A 15,011-nucleotide genomic window follows, 5' to 3' on the forward strand; every position below is an offset into this window, starting at 1 on the left:
GGGGGGGGCGGTTCGTTCGCGGAGCGGGGGCTTTCGGGGCGGCGCGCGGTCAGGCGGTACCGAGGGCGACGCCGCGGGCGGCGAGGAAGGCCTTCTGCGGGTCCCGGTCCGGATAGGACCAGGGGGCCCGGGTGGCGTGACTGCCGATGCGGTGGAAGAGCGCCGCGGCCTCGGCGGGGCGGCCCTCGCAGAGTTTCGCGTGGGCGAGGAAGTTGAGGTCGACCCGGTTGCGGGGGTGGTCCTCGCGCTCCCACTCCAGCCACCAGTCGAAGGCGGAGCGCAGCACCTGGCGGGCGCGGCGGCCGGCCCAGTGGGCGGCGGCCGCCTCGGGCGAGTGGCCGTGGGTGGCGGCCAGCACCCGGTACCGCTCGGCGTGCGCGACGACGGGGAGGACGGCGAGCGGGGAGTCGGCCGGGGACTCCTCGGCGGCCCAGGACGCGAAGTCGTAGACCTCGTGGAGCGGGTCCTGACCGCAGACGAGGGCGCGTTCGGCCAGTTTCGCGACCATCAGGTGGTGGGCGTGGTGGTGCTCGCGGTGGCGGGCCCGGACCTGGTCGAAGTGGCGGCTGAACTCCTCCTCGCCGCCGAAGGCGCGGGAGAGGAGGAGCAGCCCGAGCCAGGGCGTGGGGTCGGCCGGAAGCAGGGCGGCGGCCCTCCGGCAGGCTTCCTCGGCCACCGCCGGGGTGGCCTTGTGACGCAGGGCGGTGAAGACGGTGGCACAGGCGAGCAGGGTCGCGGCGTCGGCACTGTCCGGTTCGGCGAGCAGCCACTCGCGGGCCCAGGCGGTGGCCGCCGGGGTCTGGGCGAGGACGACGACGCGGTGGCCCCGGCGGTCCCAGTCATCGCCGGTGCCGACCAGCAGGGCGCGCGCCCGGGCCCACCGGCCCTGGGTGAACTGGGAGCGTACGTCGACGAGTTCGGCGTCGCACAGAGCCGGGTCGAAGAGCTGGGCGTCCCGCTTGCGGGCGCGGCCGAGGGGCGGCGGAGGCGGGGACATCCGCGGGTTTCCCTCCAGGGCGCGGGCGGACGTGGTCAGCGGTGGCCGGTTCTCGCGCGGTGCGCACGCGGGGGTTCGGCCGGGCGGTTCGGGGGATCGCGACGGTGAGCGCGCCGGTGATCACGCACAGCAAAGCGGTACGCCCAGCTCCGCGTCAAGGTCCAGTCCACTGCGTGGCGGGTTTCAACTGCTTTAGCCATGGTGCGAGTTGGGTGAACGCGCTACTTCCGGGAGGTGTCGGCGCCGTCTCGTAGGGTGGCCGCATGACTGCCCATGATGGTCTTCCCCCCTACCTGCTGGGTTTCCCCGGGCCGTTGCGCGACCAGCTGGTGGCGGCCGTACTGAGCGGGGCGAAGACCAGCACCACCGGCCTGCTCGCGGAGTACGCGGCCGAGCGGGAGCCGCTGCCGGAGCCCGGCGCCCGGTCGCTGCTGGTCGACTCCGCGGAGCGCGGGGTGGCGGTGGTGGAGGTGACCGCCGTGGAGGTGCTGCGGCTCGGGGACATCGGGCTGCAGCACGCCCTCGACGAGGGCGAGGGGTACGCGTCGGTGGCCGAATGGCGTACGGCACACGAGGGGTTCTGGCACAGCGATCCGGTGCGCGGGGTGATCGGTGACCCGGGGTTCACGGTCGACGACGACACCCTCGTCATCGCCGAGCGGTTCCGGGTCACCGAACGGCTGGCCTGACGGTCCGTCGAGGACGCGGGCCCCGACGAGGACGCGGGCCCCGCCGGGCCGCGACCCGGCCGGCCGACGGCCCCGTCAATCCACGGCCCCGCCGGCCGACGGCTCCGTCAGCCCACGGCCCGCGCGGCGGCGCGGCCCGCCGCCCGGCCCGAGAAGATGCACCCGCCGAGGAAGGTGCCCTCCAGGGCCCGGTAGCCGTGCACCCCGCCGCCGCCGAACCCGGCCGCCTCGCCCGCCGCGTACACGCCCGGCAGCGGTTCGCCGGAGCCGTCCAGGACGCGGGAGGAGAGGTCGGTCTCCAGGCCGCCCAGGGACTTGCGGGTCAGGATCGAGAGCCGTACCGCGATCAGGGGCCCGGCCTTGGGGTCGAGGATCCGGTGCGGGGCGGCCGTGCGGATCAGCTTGTCACCGAGGTACCTGCGGGCGCCGTGGATGGCCGTGACCTGGAGGTCCTTGGTGAAGGGGTTGGCGATCTCCCGGTCGCGGGCCACGATCTCGCCGCGGACCGTGGCCTCGTCGAGGAGGTCCTCCTTGGTCACCGCGTTCATCCCGCGGACCAGCGCCGACAGGTCGCGCTCGACGACGAAGTCAGCACCGTTGTCCATGAAGGCCCTGACGGGGGCCGGTACCGCCTGGCGCGCGCGGGTGAAGACGTCGCGGATCGACTTGCCCGTGAGGTCCGGATTCTGCTCGGAGCCGGAGAGGGCGAACTCCTTGCCGATGATGCGTTCGTTGAGCACGAACCAGGTGTGGTCGTGGCCGGTCTTCATGATGTGGTCGAGGGTGCCGAGGGTGTCGAAGCCCGGGAAGAGCGGCACGGGCAGCCGCTTGCCCGTCGCGTCCAGCCACAGCGGGGAGGGGCCGGGCAGGATGCGGATGCCGTGCCCGGCCCAGATCGGATCCCAGTTCTGGATGCCCTCGGTGTAGTGCCACATCCGGTCCTTGTTGATGTGGCTGGCCCCCGCCCGCTCCGCGATGCCGAGCATCAGGCCGTCCACGTGCGCCGGGACCCCCGACAGCATCCGCTGCGGCGGGGTGCCGAGCCGGTCGGGCCACTGCGCGCGGACGAGGTCGTGGTTGCCGCCGATGCCGCCGCTGGTGACGATCACGGCCTGGGCCCGCAGGGAGAAGGTCCCGGTGGCCTCGCGGCTGCTGGCGGAGCCCCGTACGGCGTCGGAGGGTTCCAGGATCTCGCCCGTCACGGTGTCCAGCGCGCCGGCCGTGGCGGAGAGCCCGGTGACGCGGTGGCGGAACGCGAACCGGACCAGGCCGCGGGCCACGCCGGCCCGCACCCGCCGCTCGAAGGGCTCCACCAGGCCGGGGCCGGTGCCCCAGGTGATGTGGAAGCGGGGGACGGAGTTCCCGTGGCCGTTGGCGTCGTAGCCGCCGCGCTCGGCCCAGCCGACGACGGGGAAGAAGCGGACGCCCTGCGCGTGCAGCCAGGAGCGCTTCTCGCCGGCCGCGAAGTCCACGTAGGCCTCGGCCCAGCGGCGCGGCCAGGCGTCCTCCTCGCGGTCGAATCCGGCGGTGCCCCGCCAGTCCTGGCGGGCGAGCTCGTGACTGTCCTTGATCCGCATCCGGCGCTGCTCGGGCGAGTCCACGAAGAACAGCCCGCCGAAGGACCAGTGCGCCTGGCCGCCGATCGACTGCTCCGGCTCCTGGTCGAGCAGGATGACCTTGCGGCCCGCGTCGACGAGCTCGGCGGTGGCCACGAGCCCCGCGAGCCCGGCCCCGATCACGATCACGTCTGCGTCGTACGTCATGCGGCTACCCGTCCTCCGTCGATGGTGGGGCAGATCCTTGGCTACGGAGCGGTAACCAGTCAACAGCGGTGGTTGGATGACCTGTGTGAGCGCCGCTGATGAAGTACTGGACGTGGTGGACCGGGACGACCGGGTCCTCGGGCAGGCCCTGCGGGGCGAGGTGTACGCGCGGGGGCTGATCCACCGCTGCGTGTTCGTGCGGGCCGTGGACGCGCGCGGGCGGGTCTTCGTGCACCGGCGGACCGCCTCGAAGCTGGTGTTCCCCTCGCACTACGACATGTTCGTGGGCGGGGTGCTGGGCGCCGGCGAGAGCTACGCGGGGGCCGCGCTGCGCGAGGCCGAGGAGGAGCTGGGCGTCCGGGGGCTGGCGCAGCCGACGCCGCTGTTCAAGTTCCTGTACGAGGGTCCGGGCGGGGCCTGGTGGTCGTACGTGCACGAGGTGCGCTGCGACCTGCCGGTGAACCCGCAGGTCTCGGAGGTCGACTGGCACACCTACCTCACGCAGGAGGAACTGGAGCTGCGGGTGGAGGGCGGGGAGTGGGCCTGGGTGCCGGACGGGCTGGAAGCGTACCGGCGGCTGCGCGCGCGTCCGGAGTTCCGCCAGTAGGTTTGTCGGGTGATCGACTTCGTCAAGGACGTGCGCCTCTGGTTCGCACCCTCGCGGCTGAGGGACGAGGGCGAGACCCCCGACTACCGGTTCTCGCTGGCCAACGAACGGACCTTCCTCGCCTGGATCCGGACCTCGCTGGCCCTGGTGGGCGGCGGATTCGCCGTCGACCAGTTCCTTCCGGACCTGCGCTGGGGGGTGCGGGTCGGAATGGCCCTCACGCTGCTCGCGGTGGGCGCCGCCTGCGCGCTGCGGGCGGTGAACCACTGGGTGCGGTGCGAGCGGGCGATGCGGCGGGGCGAGGATCTGCCTCTGTCGCGGTTCCCGGTGCTGCTGAGCCTGGGCGTGGGGCTGGTCGCGGTGGCGATGGTGGTGGTCGTACTGCTCGGCTGGACGACGGGGAAGTGAGCGCCGCGGCCCCGGATCGGGACGCCGGACTGCAGCCCGAGCGGACGCGGCTCGCGTGGCGGCGTACGACGCTGGCCTGCTCGGTCGTGGCGGTGCTGGCGCTGCGCCAGGCCCTGCGCGGGTCCGGCTCGCCGGTGGAGGTCACCGGGGCGGCGGTCATCGCGCTGATCTGGCTGGCCTTCCTGTGGGTGGCGCACCGGCGGATCCGGGAGCTGGCGGCCGGCCGGCCGCGGCAACTGGCACCGCGGGCCGCGCTGGCGACGGTGGCGTGCACGGCGGCGCTGGCGGTGTTCGCGATGGCGGTCATCCTCTGATCCGCCGGTGGGCGCGCTCGGCGCGCTCCGCCGGTGTGATGATCGCGCTTCGCCGCGCCACTGCGACACAACGGGCGATACCCGACAATCCACACTAACCTCGGCGCCATGACGACCCTGCACCACGAACATCCCACGCACCAGCACACGCACGGCGCGGACTGCGGCCACCAGGCGGTCTCGCACGGCGACCACGTCGACTACGCCCACGACGGCCATCTCCACCGGGAGCACTCGGGCCACTGGGACGAGTGCGAGCCCGGCGGGCACACGGCGCACGACGGCCACGCGCACGCGCACGGCACGGGCTGCGGACACGAGTCGGTCCGGCACGGCGACCACGTGGACTACCTGCACGACGGACACCGGCACGCGGAGCACGACGGGCACTACGACGACCACTGACTGAGGGTCCGGCCGGGAGCGGCACCCACCCTCCCCCGGCGCTGCGACGGCTGGCAGGATGCTGACCGTTCGTCACAGCGACCCGGGGAGAGCGCAGATGTCCGTCGAAGAGCCCTACCTCGTCCAGCCCGCGCAGGGGGTGCACGCCTACGTCCAGCCGGACGGCGGCTGGTGCCTCAACAACGCGGGGTTCGTGAGCGACGGGGGCCGCACCCTGCTCGTCGACACCGCCGCCACCGAGCGGCGGGCCCTGGCGCTGCGCGACGCGGTCGTGGCGGCCGGGGTGCCGCTCCCCCGCACCGTGGTCAACACCCACCACCACGGCGACCACACCTACGGCAACGGCGTCTTCGTCCCCGAGGCGCTGATCCTCGGGCACGACAACGCGCGGTCCGAGCAGCTCGCCGCCGGGCACCAGCTGGAGATGATCTGGCCCGCCACGGACTTCGGCGCGATCGACATCGTCCCGCCGGACCTCACCTACAGCGACCGGGCGACCCTGCACGTCGGCACGATCGAGGTACGGGTCGTCCACCCGGGTGTCGCGCACACCACCGGCGACTCGGTGGTGTGGCTGCCCGCGCAGCGGGTGGTGTTCACCGGCGACCTGGTCTTCGCCGGCGGCACCCCGTTCCTGGCGATGGGCTCCCTCGCCGGCTCGCTGCGGGCGCTGGAACTGCTGCGCTCGCTGGACGCGGAGACCGTCGTGCCGGGCCACGGGCCACTGACCGACCCCTCGGCCTACGACGCCACCGAGCGCTACTTGCGGTACGTGGCCGAGCTCGCCCGGGAGGGGCGGACGAAGGGGCTGTCCCCGCTGGAGGTGGCCCAGCAGGCCGATCTCGGCGAGTTCGCCGCCTGGCGCGAGAGCGAGCGGCTCGTCGCCAACGTGCACCGGGCGTACGCGGAACTGGCCGGGAAGCCCGAGGGGGCGCCCCTGGACATCCTGGCGGTCCTGACGGACATGACGGTCATGAACGGCGGGACACCGATCCTCTGCCACGCCTGAGGCGGCCGGGCGGAAGGGCCCCAAGGGCTCCGCAGGGGCGCCGGAAGGGCTCCGGAAGGGCTTCTTTCCGCCCGCACTCTGGACGACATACCGACTGGTCGGCATGATGGCTCGCGACGGTGCTCCGACGCACCGCCGCTCTTCCCCTCGTCGACTCGCACGGAGGTGCGCACCATGACCTCAGCCCCGGCCGACCCACGCGGCCTGGATCTGGAGCGACTGCGCGGTCATCTCGACCGGGCCCGGCCGGGACTCGTCTCCGGAACGCTGCGCGGCCGGCTCATCGAGGGCGGCCGGTCCAATCTCACGTACGAGATCACGGACGGGACCGCCCGCTGGGTGGTCCGCCGACCGCCCCTGGGCCACGTACTGGCCACCGCGCACGACATGCGGCGCGAGCACCGGGTGATCGAGGCGTTGCACGGCACGGCCGTTCCGGTGCCGGAGCCGGTGCTGCTGTGCGAGGACGAGTCCGTGCTCGGCTCGCCGTTCTACGTCATGGAGTACGTGGACGGGGTGCCTTACCGGACGGCCGAGCAGCTCGCCGCGCTCGGCCCGGAGCGGACCCGGCGGGCGGTGCTGGGCCTGGTGGACACCCTGGTCGACCTGCACGCGGTGGACCCGGAGGCGGTGGGCCTGGGCGACTTCGGCCGGCCGGAGGGCTTCCTCGACCGGCAGCTGCGGCGCTGGGCCAAGCAGCTCGCCGCCTCCCGGGGCCGGGAGCTCGCCGGGATCGACGAGCTGCACGGCGCGCTCGGCCGCAGGCTGCCCGAATCCCCCGCCCCGACCGTGGTGCACGGGGACTTCCGGCTCGACAACGTGCTGATCGGCGGGCCTGACGACACGATCCGGGCGGTGCTGGACTGGGAGATGTCCACGCTCGGGGATCCGCTGACCGACCTCGGACTGCTCGTGATGTACAGCTCGGACCTGGGTCTGAGCGGATCGCCGGTCAGCACGACGAGCGGGGCTCCGGGCCATCCGACGCCGGCCGAGCTCGTCGAGCGGTACGCCGCCCGTTCCGGCCGGGACACCGGCGCGATCGCCTGGTACACGGCCTTCGCCTGGTTCAAGCTCGCCGTGATCCTCGAGGGCATCCACTACCGCTACACGCTGGGGCAGACCGTCGGGGCGGGCTTCGACCGGATCGGCGAGCTGGTCCCGGTCTTCATCGAGCACGGACTGACCACGCTCCAGGACCGCCAGGACCAGGACCAGGACCAGGACCACCAGGAAGGCTGAGGCACTCACCCATGGATTTCGCATTCGACCCCCGGACCGAGGAACTCCGCGAGCGGCTGCTCGCGTTCATGCAGGAGTACGTCTACCCGGCGGAGCCCGTCGCCGCCGAGCAGCGCGCACGGCTGGCCTCGCCCTGGGACACTCCGGCCGTCTTCGGCGAACTGAAGGCCGAGGCGCGCCGCCAGGGCCTGTGGAACCTCTTCTACGTGGACCAGCACAGCCTTCCCGGCGCCGAGCAGGGCGCGGGGCTGACCAACCTCCAGTACGCGCCGCTCGCCGAGATCACCGGCCGCAGCCCGCACCTGGCTCCGATGGCCACCAACTGCGCCGCCCCGGACACCGGAAACATGGAGCTGCTCGCCCAGTTCGGGAACGAAGAGCAGAAGAAGCAGTGGCTGGAGCCCCTGCTGGCCGGGGAGATCCGGTCCGCGTTCGCGATGACCGAGCCCGAGGTGGCCTCCTCGGACGCCACGAACATCGAGACGCGGATCGAGCGCTCGGCGGACGGCGACGCGTACGTGGTCACCGGCCGCAAGTGGTTCATCTCGGGAGCGATGAACCCGGACTGCAAGATCTTCATCGTGATGGGCAAGACCGACCCGGAGGGTGCCGATCCGCGCCGTCAGCAGTCGATGATCCTGGTGCCGCGCGACACCCCGGGTGTCGAGGTGCGCCGCGCGATGACGGTGTACGGGTACGAGGACCACGACCACGGCGGCCACGCCGAGGTCGTCTTCGACGGGGCCCGGGTCCCGGCGGCGAACCTGATCGGCGAGGAGGGCGGCGGCTTCGCCATCGCCCAGGCCCGGCTCGGCCCGGGCCGCATCCACCACTGCATGCGGCTGATCGGGATGGCGGAGCGGGCCATCGAGCTGATGTGCCGGCGCGCGGTGGAACGTACCGCCTTCGGTAAGCCGCTGGCCGCCCAGGGCGTCGTACAGAACTGGATCGCCGATGCCCGGGTCACGGTGGAGCAGCTGCGGCTGCTGGTGCTCAAGACGGCCTGGCTGATGGACACGGTCGGGAACCGGGGCGCGCACACCGAGATCCAGGCCATCAAGATCGCGACCCCGCGCGCGGTGGTGCGGATCCTCGACGACGCGGTGCAGTTGCACGGCGCGGGCGGAGTGAGCCAGGACTTCCCGCTGGCCGAGCTGTGGGCGGCGGCGCGGACCCTGCGGCTGGCCGACGGGCCCGACGAGGTGCACCAGCGGTCTTTGGCGCGGCGGGAGTTGAAGCGGTACGCGGCCGGTCGACCGTGAACGTGTGGGAATCGTGCAGGAGTTCGCGAGAACCAATGTGCGGGGTGAAGGCGATGCGGGGGACCCTTTAAGAAACCTTGTTGAATAAGCCCTCAACCCCAAGGTGTTCTTGATTTGCGCCTGTCAATCGGAACAGGGTTCTCCAGAAGGTCTGACGCCCCCAACGTCAACACGAGGAGTACCCTCCAGATGGCAACTCACAAGCGCTCGCGCGGATTCCGGTACGCGGCAGTCGGCACGGGAGCAGCCGCAGCTGCTGCGGTGACCCTGCTCGCCTCCCCCTTCGCGGGGGCTGCTGCACCGGCCGAAGGCACCGTGTACGGCCTCGGCGCACCCGGCGCGATCAGCGGTAGCTACGTCGTCATACTCGACGCATCCGCGAACAAGGAACAGCTCGCCCGCAAGTACGGCGGCGAGCTGAAGCGCTCCTACGGCTCCGGGGTCAACGGCTTCTCGGCCGACGGCCTGAGCGAGACCGAGGCCAAGCGGCTGGCCGCGGACCCGGCCGTCGGCAAGGTCGTGCAGAACAAGAAGTTCACCATCAAGGCCTCCCAGCCCAACCCGCCGTCATGGGGGCTGGACCGGATCGACCAGACCGCCCAGGCGGGCGACAAGAAGTACAACTACCCCGACGGCGGCGGCGAGGGGGTGACGGCCTACGTCATCGACACCGGCGTCCGCACCACCCACAAGGACTTCGGCGGCCGCGCCACGTCCGGCTTCGACGCCATCGACAACGACGAGAGCGCCGACGACGGCAACGGCCACGGCACCCACGTGGCCGGCACCATCGCGGGCACCGAGCACGGCGTCGCCAAGAAGGCGAAGATCGTCGCGGTGCGGGTGCTCGACGACAACGGCTCGGGCACCACCGAGCAGGTCGTCGCCGGCATCGACTGGGTCACGCAGAACCACAAGGGCCCCTCGGTGGCCAACATGAGCCTGGGCGGCGGCGCCGACGAGGCCCTCGACGAAGCGGTGCGCCGGGCCATCGCCTCCGGCGTCACCTTCGCCGTGGCAGCGGGCAACGAGTCGGCCGACGCCGGTCAGGGCTCGCCGTCCCGGGTTCCGGAGGCCATCACGGTGGCGTCCAGCACGATCGACGACGAGCAGTCCTCGTTCTCCAACTTCGGCTCCGTGGTGGACCTGTACGCGCCGGGCTCGGACATCACGTCCTCCTGGAACGACAGTGACACGGGGACGAAGACCATCTCCGGCACGTCCATGGCCACCCCGCACGTGGTGGGCGCTGCGGCGCTCTACCTGGCCGCGCACCCGGACTCGACTCCGGCGCAGACGGCCGCGGGGCTGACGGGGGCCGCCACCTCCGGTGCCATCACCAACCCGTCGGCGGGCACGGCGAACAAGCTGCTGAAGGTCGCCCCGTAGCGGTCGGCTCCCGAGGCGTCCCGAGGGGCCCTCTCGTCGTACGGACCTGGGGGGATCCGTACGACGGGAGGGCCCCGTTCGCATGACTCCGCGCTCGTCGGCTCCGAGGCGGGCGCCGACGGCTCCCGGAGGGACTGCCGGGGCGGCGGACCGCCCAGGGCCCGGCGGTGGGCGGGCTACGGACGCAGTGCGCGCAGCAGCAGGTCGGCGAGGTGGTCGGCGACCTGCTGCGGCGTGAGCGGGCCGTCCTCCCGGTACCAGGTGGACAGGTGGTGGACGGACCCGAAGTGGTAGTCCACCACCAGGTCCGCGGGGGTGGCACTGGAGAACACCCCCGTACGCTGACCCTCCTCGACCAGCGCCCGGAAGCGCTCGTGGTAGCGCCGCCGCTCCGCCCGTACCTGCTTGAACTTCTCCGGGCTGAGCTGGTGCATCGACCGAAAGAAGATCATCGCGTCGTCGAGGTTCTCGATGGTGGTGACGACCACGTCGGCGGCCGCGGCGCGCAACCGCTCCTCGACGGGCGCGTCGGAGTCGGCCACCGCGTCCAGGCGCTGCTGCTGGAGCCGCAGCATCCGCGCGTACACCTCGTGCAGCAGGTCGTCCTTGGACCCGAAGTAGTGGTAGAGCGCGCCCTTCGTGACGCCGGCCGCCTCGACGATCTCCTGGACCGAGGTGCGGTCGTAGCCGCGCTCGGCGAAGAGCCGGGTGGCGACGGCCAGCAGCCGCTGCGGTACCGGGGCTTCGTGCGTGCCTGCTGGTTCCGTGGTCCTGGCCGCCATGGCGCTGACCTTCCCTTCCTGATTCCTGCCTGGTCACGAGGACCAGCTGTACGACCGTCCGAATGTTTTCAGCCGCGATCGCGCAGTTCCCGTCGCAGGATCTTGCCACTGGTCGTCTTCGGAAGAACAGGCAGGATCTCGACCTGGCGCGGGTATTTGTACGCGGCGATGCGCTCGGCGCAGTACGCGGACAGTTCCTCCGGCTTCACCGAGGCACCGGGACGCAGGCTCACATACGCCTTCACGCTCTCCCCGCGGTACGCGTCCGGGACGCCGACCACGGCGGCCTCACGGACGGCGGGATGGGTGTACAGCACGTCCTCGACCTCCCGCGGCCAGACCTTGAAGCCGGAGGCGTTGATCATGTCCTTCTTGCGGTCGACGACGTAGAGCCAGCCGTCCGGGTCCATGAATCCGACGTCCCCGGTGCGCAGTTCGCCGTCCGGGAAGGCCTTGGCCGTGTCGGCGGGCAGGCCCCAGTAGCCGGGCACCACCTGGGGGCCGCGGACTGCTATCTCGCCGGTCTCCCCGAAGGGCACCTCGGCGCCCCGCTCGTCGAGGATGCGGACGGTCGTGTCGGCGCCGGGCAGACCCACGGAGAGGGTGCCGGAGGCGAGGTCGACGGGAGCTTCGAGGTGCACGGGCACGCTGGCGCAGGGGGCGGTGCACTCGGTGAGCCCGTAGCCGTTGCGGAGGTAGAAGCCGAAAGCCGTGCGCAGGCGCTCGACGAGGGCGGGCGGGAGCGGGGCGCCACCGGAGGAGATCACCTGGAACGAGGCGAAGTGGTCGGGCGTGACCCCGGGGTGGGCGGCGAGGGCCATGAAGGCGGTGGCCGGGCCGACGGTGTGGGCGGGGCGGTGCTCGAGGAAGGCGTCGAGGACGGCGCCCGCGTCGAAGCGGTGGGCGAGGACCAGGGTGCCGGCGTTGGTGAAGCAGGCGGCGAGCTCGCAGACCATGCCGGTGATGTGGAAGAGGGGTGCGAGGGCGAAGTAGCCGGCGCCCTCCGGAAGGGGGTGGGAGGTGACCTGCCGGACGGCGTTGTACGTGAGCGCGCCGTGCTGGTTCATCGCGCCCTTGGGGGTGCCGCTGGTCCCGGAGGTGTAGCTGATCAGGGCGGTGTCGGCGGCGGTGAGGTGCGGGCCGTCCGGCGCGGATCGCCCGCTGCGGGCCACGGTGACGAAGTCGGCGGCGCCCGGGCCGGCAGCGGCGGCTTCGGCGGTGGCCGGGCCGGCAGAGAGCCTCGGGCCGGGCACCGCGTCCGGCGCTTGCGCCTGGGCGGGCACGAACGGGCGGGCGGGGGCCGCGGCAGGGTCCGGCACCGTCCGGGGCACCGTCACCGGCCCTGGCCCTGGCACCTGCGCCGGTCCTGGCACCGGGCCGAAGACGCGCGGGTCGTCGCGCGTCTGGAAGTCCAGGTCCGACGCGGTCAGTACGGTCCGCACGGCGCTGTCCCGCGCGGCCTCGCGCAGGTACGCCGTCCAGGCGCGGCCTTCGCAGACCAGCGCGACGGCCCCGGAGTCGCGCAGGATGTGCCCGACTTCGCCTGACTTGTACATGGGGTTGAGCGGGACGACGACGGCCCCGGCCTTCCAGGCGGCGAGGACGGCGAGCACAAAGTGCGGGGTGTTCTGCAGCATGACCGCGACCCGGTCCCCGCGGCGCACGCCGTGCTCCGCGAGGTGGGCGGCGACGGAGTCGGAGAGTGCGTCGGCCTCCGCGTAGCCGATCCGGCCGTCGAAGTAGGCCAGCGCGGTGCACTCGGGGGCCCGGGCGACGGCCTCCCGGAAGGCGTGCAGCACAGTGGGCGCCGGGTCGACGGGCGCCCGCTGGGTCTCGGTGAGCCGCCCGAGCCAGGGCTTCGCGGCGTACCGGGAAGCCGGGGCGGCCTGCGCGGCCTGCGCGGCCTGCGCGGCCTGCGCGGCCTGCGCGATCCCGGTGGCCCGGGAGCGGGTCACCGGGTCTCCCACTTCCGCTGGAGGTGGTTCATGCCGCTCAGCCAGCGGTCCGGCTCGGTGGCGCGGGCGGCGTAGAAGTCGGCGACCTCGGGGTGCGGCAGGATCAAGAATCGGCCCTTCTCCATACCGTCGAACAGCGCGTCCGCGACCGCTTCCGGCTCGATCGCGGTCGGCGCGAGAACGAGTTCGCCCGCCGAGCCCGCGGCGGTCAGCATGTCGGTGCGCACCCCTTGCGGGCAGATGGCGTGGACCTCGACGCCGCGGTGGCGGTAGGTCAGCGAGAGCCATTCGGCGAAGGCGAGCGCACCGTGCTTGGTGACACTGTACGGGGCCGCTCCGATCATGGTCAGCAGCCCGGCGGCCGAGACCGTGGACACGAAGCGGCCGCTCCCCCGCTCCAGCCAGTCCGGCAGCAGCAGCCTGGCGGCGCGCACGTGAGCCATGACGTTGGTGTCCCAGGCCGCCTCCCAGACGGCCTCGTCGGCGAAGGCGTCGCCGCCCGAGGCGAGCCCGGCGTTGGCGCAGTAGACGTCGACCGTCCCGCCGAGGGCCTCGCGGGCCTCGGCCACGACGGCCGAGGCGTCGCCCGGCACCGGGATCGCCCGCACGCCGATGCTCCCCGCGACGGCGGCGGCCTTGGCCGGGTCGAGGTCGTTGACCACCACCGTGGCGCCCTCGGCCGCGAAGCGGTGCGCGAGGGCGGCGCCGATGCCGCCGCCCGCGCCGGTGACGACGACTCGCTGGTCCTGGTACGCGCTCACGCGGTCCACCTCTCGTGCGGCCGGATGCCGGATGGTGGGCAGACTAACCAGTCGGTATGTCCGGAGGAAAGGGGCGCGGCTCGTAGCGTGGCCGGATGACGCTGTCGCGACGCGGGGTGCTGGGGCTGGCGGGGGCCATCGGGTCGGGGGGCGCCCTGGGGGCGTCGGGGAGCGCCGGGGCCACCGGGACCCGTGAGGCCCTCGGGGCCCGTGAAGCCCCCGGAGCGGCCGGCCGGGTGCGTACCGGTTTCGAGCGGCTGGCCGCGGACGGGTACGCGGCACTGGCCGGGGAGAAGGTCGCAGTGGTCACCAACCCCACCGGGATCACGGCGGACGCGCGGCACCTGGTCGACGTACTGCACTCGGACGAACGGGTCGACCTGGTCGCGGTGTTCGGACCCGAGCACGGGTTCCGCGGGACGGCGCAGGCGGGCGGGTCCGAGGGGGCGTCCCGGGACCCGGCGACCGGGCTGCCGGTGTACGACACGTACGGCCGGAGCGGACAGCAGCTCGCCGACGTCTTCACGGCGGCCGGGATCGACACCGTCGTCTTCGACATCCAGGACGTCGGGGCCCGCTTCTACACCTACATCTGGACCCTCTACGACTGCATGCGCGCGGCCGCGCTCGCCGGCAAGGCGGTGGTGGTGCTGGACCGGCCCAATCCGGTGGGCGGCCGACGGGCCGCGGGGCCCGTACTGGAGCGGCCGTACGCGAGCTTCGTCGGCCGGGAGCCGATCGCGCTCGCGCACGGGATGACGGCGGCCGAACTGGCCCGGCTCTTCAACGGCGAGTTCCTGGCGGACAAGCCGGTCCGGCTGCGGACGGTGCCCCTGTCCGGGTGGCGGCGCGAGTCGTTCTTCGGGGAGACGGGGCTGCCGTGGATGCCGCCGAGCCCGAACATGCCGACTCCGGACACGGCCCTCACGTACGCCGGTACCTGCCTGTTCGAGGGGACGAACCTGTCCGAGGGGCGCGGGACCACCACGCCCTTCGAAGTGCTGGGGGCCGAGGGCATCGACCGGCGGTGGGCGGAGGCGGCGAACGGACTGGGGCTGCCCGGGGTGTGGTTCCGGGAGGCGTACTTCACACCGAGCTTCTCCAAGCACGTGGGGAAGGTGTGCGGCGGGGTCCGGCTGATCGTGCACGACCGGGCGGCCTTCGACCCGGTACGGACCGGGATCGGGCTGCTGATCACGGCGCGGCGGGTCTGGAGCGGCTTCGGCTGGCGCGCGGACCACTGGATCGACCGGCTGACCGGCTCGGACCGGGTGCGGACGCTCGTGGACGCGGGCGCGGACGTGGACGAGGTGGTAGGCGACTGGGCGGCTGGACTGGCGCGCTTCGGGGTGGTGCGCGAGCAGTACCTGCTCTACCCGTGAGCCGACCGCGTCAGGGGGCTGGCCGCACGGGCGCCGCCGCAGGATG

The 15,011-nt window shown here is 72.9% G+C and carries 15 protein-coding genes; 10 read left to right on the forward strand and 5 right to left on the reverse strand.

The window, feature by feature from the left end:
* Positions 1–49: 49 nt before the first annotated feature.
* The gene (locus ACIQZO_RS29170) at positions 50–997 is read right to left on the reverse strand and encodes a hypothetical protein (RefSeq protein ID WP_403631582.1); all 948 of its coding nucleotides are present in this window, start codon (positions 995–997) and stop codon (positions 50–52) included.
* 263 nt (positions 998–1,260) lie between these two features.
* On the opposite strand from ACIQZO_RS29170, the gene ACIQZO_RS29175 reads away from it, so the two are divergent.
* Positions 1,261–1,686 carry an ASCH domain-containing protein gene (locus tag ACIQZO_RS29175; protein ID WP_403631583.1) on the forward strand — a complete coding sequence of 142 codons (426 nt, stop codon included), beginning with the start codon at positions 1,261–1,263 and terminating at the stop codon, positions 1,684–1,686.
* A gap of 107 nt (positions 1,687–1,793) precedes the next feature.
* Here ACIQZO_RS29175 and ACIQZO_RS29180 read toward each other — a convergent pair whose 3' ends face one another.
* Positions 1,794–3,449 carry an FAD-binding dehydrogenase gene (locus tag ACIQZO_RS29180; RefSeq protein ID WP_403631584.1) on the reverse strand — a complete coding sequence of 552 codons (1,656 nt, stop codon included), beginning with the start codon at positions 3,447–3,449 and terminating at the stop codon, positions 1,794–1,796.
* A gap of 76 nt (positions 3,450–3,525) precedes the next feature.
* Between ACIQZO_RS29180 and ACIQZO_RS29185 the strand changes: the two genes are divergently transcribed.
* From ACIQZO_RS29185 to ACIQZO_RS29220, 8 genes are all read left to right on the forward strand, one after another.
* Positions 3,526–4,056, forward strand: coding sequence for an NUDIX hydrolase (locus ACIQZO_RS29185; RefSeq protein WP_403631585.1), 531 nt, complete (start codon positions 3,526–3,528; stop codon positions 4,054–4,056).
* A gap of 9 nt (positions 4,057–4,065) precedes the next feature.
* On the forward strand, positions 4,066–4,464 hold the full coding sequence (locus ACIQZO_RS29190) for a YidH family protein (RefSeq protein ID WP_403631586.1): 399 nt from the start codon (positions 4,066–4,068) through the stop codon (positions 4,462–4,464).
* Positions 4,461–4,778: a DUF202 domain-containing protein gene (locus tag ACIQZO_RS29195; protein WP_403631587.1), complete on the forward strand. Its 318-nt coding sequence runs from the start codon at positions 4,461–4,463 to the stop codon at positions 4,776–4,778. The genes ACIQZO_RS29190 and ACIQZO_RS29195 overlap by 4 nt, the downstream gene beginning before the upstream one ends.
* A 108-nt stretch (positions 4,779–4,886) precedes the next feature.
* Positions 4,887–5,183: a hypothetical protein gene (locus tag ACIQZO_RS29200; protein ID WP_403631588.1), complete on the forward strand. Its 297-nt coding sequence runs from the start codon at positions 4,887–4,889 to the stop codon at positions 5,181–5,183.
* A gap of 97 nt (positions 5,184–5,280) precedes the next feature.
* A complete protein-coding gene (locus ACIQZO_RS29205; protein ID WP_403631589.1) occupies positions 5,281–6,192 on the forward strand; it encodes an MBL fold metallo-hydrolase in 912 nt (303 codons plus the stop codon).
* Between the two features lie 174 nt (positions 6,193–6,366).
* Positions 6,367–7,434 carry a phosphotransferase family protein gene (locus tag ACIQZO_RS29210; protein ID WP_403631590.1) on the forward strand — a complete coding sequence of 356 codons (1,068 nt, stop codon included), beginning with the start codon at positions 6,367–6,369 and terminating at the stop codon, positions 7,432–7,434.
* A gap of 11 nt (positions 7,435–7,445) precedes the next feature.
* Positions 7,446–8,696 carry an acyl-CoA dehydrogenase family protein gene (locus ACIQZO_RS29215; protein ID WP_403631591.1) on the forward strand — a complete coding sequence of 417 codons (1,251 nt, stop codon included), beginning with the start codon at positions 7,446–7,448 and terminating at the stop codon, positions 8,694–8,696.
* Between the two features lie 189 nt (positions 8,697–8,885).
* Positions 8,886–10,085, forward strand: a complete 1,200-nt coding sequence (locus ACIQZO_RS29220) for a S8 family serine peptidase (protein ID WP_403631592.1) — start codon at positions 8,886–8,888, stop codon at positions 10,083–10,085.
* A 176-nt stretch (positions 10,086–10,261) separates the two neighbouring features.
* Here ACIQZO_RS29220 and ACIQZO_RS29225 read toward each other — a convergent pair whose 3' ends face one another.
* The 3 genes from ACIQZO_RS29225 to ACIQZO_RS29235 form a co-directional block, all read right to left on the reverse strand.
* A complete protein-coding gene (locus tag ACIQZO_RS29225; protein ID WP_403631593.1) occupies positions 10,262–10,867 on the reverse strand; it encodes a TetR/AcrR family transcriptional regulator in 606 nt (201 codons plus the stop codon).
* 68 nt (positions 10,868–10,935) lie between these two features.
* Positions 10,936–12,798, reverse strand: a complete 1,863-nt coding sequence (locus ACIQZO_RS29230; RefSeq protein ID WP_403631788.1) for a class I adenylate-forming enzyme family protein — start codon at positions 12,796–12,798, stop codon at positions 10,936–10,938.
* A gap of 20 nt (positions 12,799–12,818) precedes the next feature.
* Entirely contained in the window at positions 12,819–13,583 is a 765-nt protein-coding gene (locus ACIQZO_RS29235; RefSeq protein ID WP_403631594.1) for an SDR family oxidoreductase, read from the reverse strand.
* Positions 13,584–13,678: 95 nt separating this feature from the next.
* Between ACIQZO_RS29235 and ACIQZO_RS29240 the strand changes: the two genes are divergently transcribed.
* On the forward strand, positions 13,679–14,965 hold the full coding sequence (locus ACIQZO_RS29240; protein ID WP_403631595.1) for an exo-beta-N-acetylmuramidase NamZ domain-containing protein: 1,287 nt from the start codon (positions 13,679–13,681) through the stop codon (positions 14,963–14,965).
* Positions 14,966–15,011 lie beyond the last annotated feature (46 nt).

Source organism: Streptomyces sp. NPDC097617 (assembly GCF_044761485.1).
In the GTDB taxonomy this organism is placed as follows: Bacteria; Actinomycetota; Actinomycetes; order Streptomycetales; family Streptomycetaceae; genus Streptomyces.

Bases quoted from the DNA above. Each gene is read 5' to 3' on its own strand.
- ACIQZO_RS29170 (WP_403631582.1), bottom strand. From the start codon at position 997: ATGTCCCCGCCTCCGCCGCCCCTCGGCCGCGCCCGCAAGCGGGACGCC.
- ACIQZO_RS29175 (WP_403631583.1), top strand. From the start codon at position 1,261: ATGACTGCCCATGATGGTCTTCCCCCCTACCTGCTGGGTTTCCCCGGG.
- ACIQZO_RS29180 (WP_403631584.1), bottom strand. From the start codon at position 3,449: ATGACGTACGACGCAGACGTGATCGTGATCGGGGCCGGGCTCGCGGGG.
- ACIQZO_RS29185 (WP_403631585.1), top strand. From the start codon at position 3,526: ATGACCTGTGTGAGCGCCGCTGATGAAGTACTGGACGTGGTGGACCGG.
- ACIQZO_RS29200 (WP_403631588.1), top strand. From the start codon at position 4,887: ATGACGACCCTGCACCACGAACATCCCACGCACCAGCACACGCACGGC.
- ACIQZO_RS29205 (WP_403631589.1), top strand. From the start codon at position 5,281: ATGTCCGTCGAAGAGCCCTACCTCGTCCAGCCCGCGCAGGGGGTGCAC.
- ACIQZO_RS29210 (WP_403631590.1), top strand. From the start codon at position 6,367: ATGACCTCAGCCCCGGCCGACCCACGCGGCCTGGATCTGGAGCGACTG.
- ACIQZO_RS29215 (WP_403631591.1), top strand. From the start codon at position 7,446: ATGGATTTCGCATTCGACCCCCGGACCGAGGAACTCCGCGAGCGGCTG.
- ACIQZO_RS29220 (WP_403631592.1), top strand. From the start codon at position 8,886: ATGGCAACTCACAAGCGCTCGCGCGGATTCCGGTACGCGGCAGTCGGC.
- ACIQZO_RS29225 (WP_403631593.1), bottom strand. From the start codon at position 10,867: ATGGCGGCCAGGACCACGGAACCAGCAGGCACGCACGAAGCCCCGGTA.
- ACIQZO_RS29240 (WP_403631595.1), top strand. From the start codon at position 13,679: ATGACGCTGTCGCGACGCGGGGTGCTGGGGCTGGCGGGGGCCATCGGG.